Consider the following 1,419-nt stretch of genomic DNA (forward strand, 5'->3'; position numbering starts at 1 on the left):
CTTCATGGGGGGCTGCCCGTACCGCATTGGTTTGCGAATCGGGTATGGCGATGTTGTTGCACTGATCGGTGTCGCTGCAATGGTAATCGGCGTTGTTGTCGGCATTAAGATCGCCACATCCCTTTCGGAGCGTGAGGCGTAACCATGGCACTTGCAGGATTATTATCAAAGGACGCGGCGGTCATCGCCGTCCCCGTTGTGACCCTGATCCTCGGGATTCTCATCGGCTGGCTCGGGCAGCGGAGCGGGTTCTGCTCGATCGGAGGATTCCGCGACTTCATTATGTTCCGGCACACCCGGCTCCTCTCCGGTTTCCTGGCACTGATTGTCGGTGCGTTCGTCGGATTTCTCGCCTTCAAGATCCTCTTTCCCGCTGCATTTGAAGGATTCTTCTGGCTGCTGGGCAAAGGGCTAGCACCCGTGCCCGGGGCTCCGGCCGGTCTCGCTGATGCCGGGTATATCCTCCTTGCCCTCATCGGGGGAATCGCAGTCGGGCTGATCGGCGTCCTGCTCGGGGGCTGCCCGCTCCGCCAGCTGGTCATGACTGCCGAGGGGAATATAAAATCACTCTGTTTCGTCATTGGCATGTGTATCGGATCGGTTGTCTTTACACTCTGGGTCTCCGGATGGGTTGTTATGCTCCTGAAATCGATGGGACTTGGTGCATGAACAGGAGTTGGTGAGAGACATGGCAACAAAAAACCTTGACATAACCGGAAAAGTCTGCCCGTACTGCCTCCTTGCAGTCCAGAAAGCAGCGTCAGAACTATCATCAGGAGACGAACTTATCGTGACGTGCGACCACCCGCCGGCAGCAACCAGCACCATCCCGCAGTATGCAGAGGACAACAACCTGAACTGCGATGCAAAGAAGACCGCACCAGGCCTCTGGGAGATCCGGTTATCGAAATAATGAGTGAAAGGACTGGTATGTTGTAGTACTCCCCACAAAAATCAACCAGCAGGAGAACCATGAGTGCACATTTTTTTCTTTTCGAAGAGTACCTTAATCCTGAACGGCTTGGCTGGATTGAGGAATGCTTAAAATTCTTTTTCGTACGGCTCCACCCGGAGAACCTGCTCCACTCAAAAAAAGAGACTGCTGCGGTTTTCACAATATTCCTGACCGGAGATTCGGTATACAGCCTCCAGACTCCGGAAACCCTTCAGATATGGGAGGTCATCCTCTCCATGCCCGCGGTCAGGGTTGTCTGTGACAGCCAGGAACTTTCCCTCCGTGGCATCTCAGCCGAGCGCCTCCGTATGAAGAACCCGGACCATGTCATCATCCACAATAGCCTTGCGCTCAATGGCCAGCCATCGTTCTGGAAGGATGTAATTAAACTCGGCCGTCAGCACGAACAGCCCGTTCCCAGCATGGACGGATACCTCAGCTGTATATCCCCGTACATGCCCCGA

At 54.8% G+C, this 1,419-nt stretch carries 2 protein-coding genes and 1 pseudogene; all 3 read left to right on the forward strand.

Annotation, left to right across the window (positions count from 1 at the left end; all coding sequences use genetic code 11):
- Positions 1-144: 144 nt before the first annotated feature.
- The gene (locus CW742_RS13000; protein ID WP_292421046.1) at positions 145-669 is read left to right on the forward strand and encodes a YeeE/YedE thiosulfate transporter family protein; all 525 of its coding nucleotides are present in this window, start codon (positions 145-147) and stop codon (positions 667-669) included.
- Between the two features lie 19 nt (positions 670-688).
- Positions 689-913: a sulfurtransferase TusA family protein gene (locus tag CW742_RS13005; protein WP_292421049.1), complete on the forward strand. Its 225-nt coding sequence runs from the start codon at positions 689-691 to the stop codon at positions 911-913.
- A 59-nt stretch (positions 914-972) separates the two neighbouring features.
- Positions 973-1,419: pseudogene (locus CW742_RS13010) on the forward strand (sulfur oxidase); the annotation flags it as partial.

It is taken from the genome of Methanoregula sp., from assembly GCF_002835825.1.
GTDB lineage: Archaea > Halobacteriota > Methanomicrobia > Methanomicrobiales > Methanospirillaceae > Methanoregula.

Bases quoted from the DNA above. Each gene is read 5' to 3' on its own strand.
- CW742_RS13005 (WP_292421049.1), top strand. From the start codon at position 689: ATGGCAACAAAAAACCTTGACATAACCGGAAAAGTCTGCCCGTACTGC.
- CW742_RS13000 (WP_292421046.1), top strand. From the start codon at position 145: ATGGCACTTGCAGGATTATTATCAAAGGACGCGGCGGTCATCGCCGTC.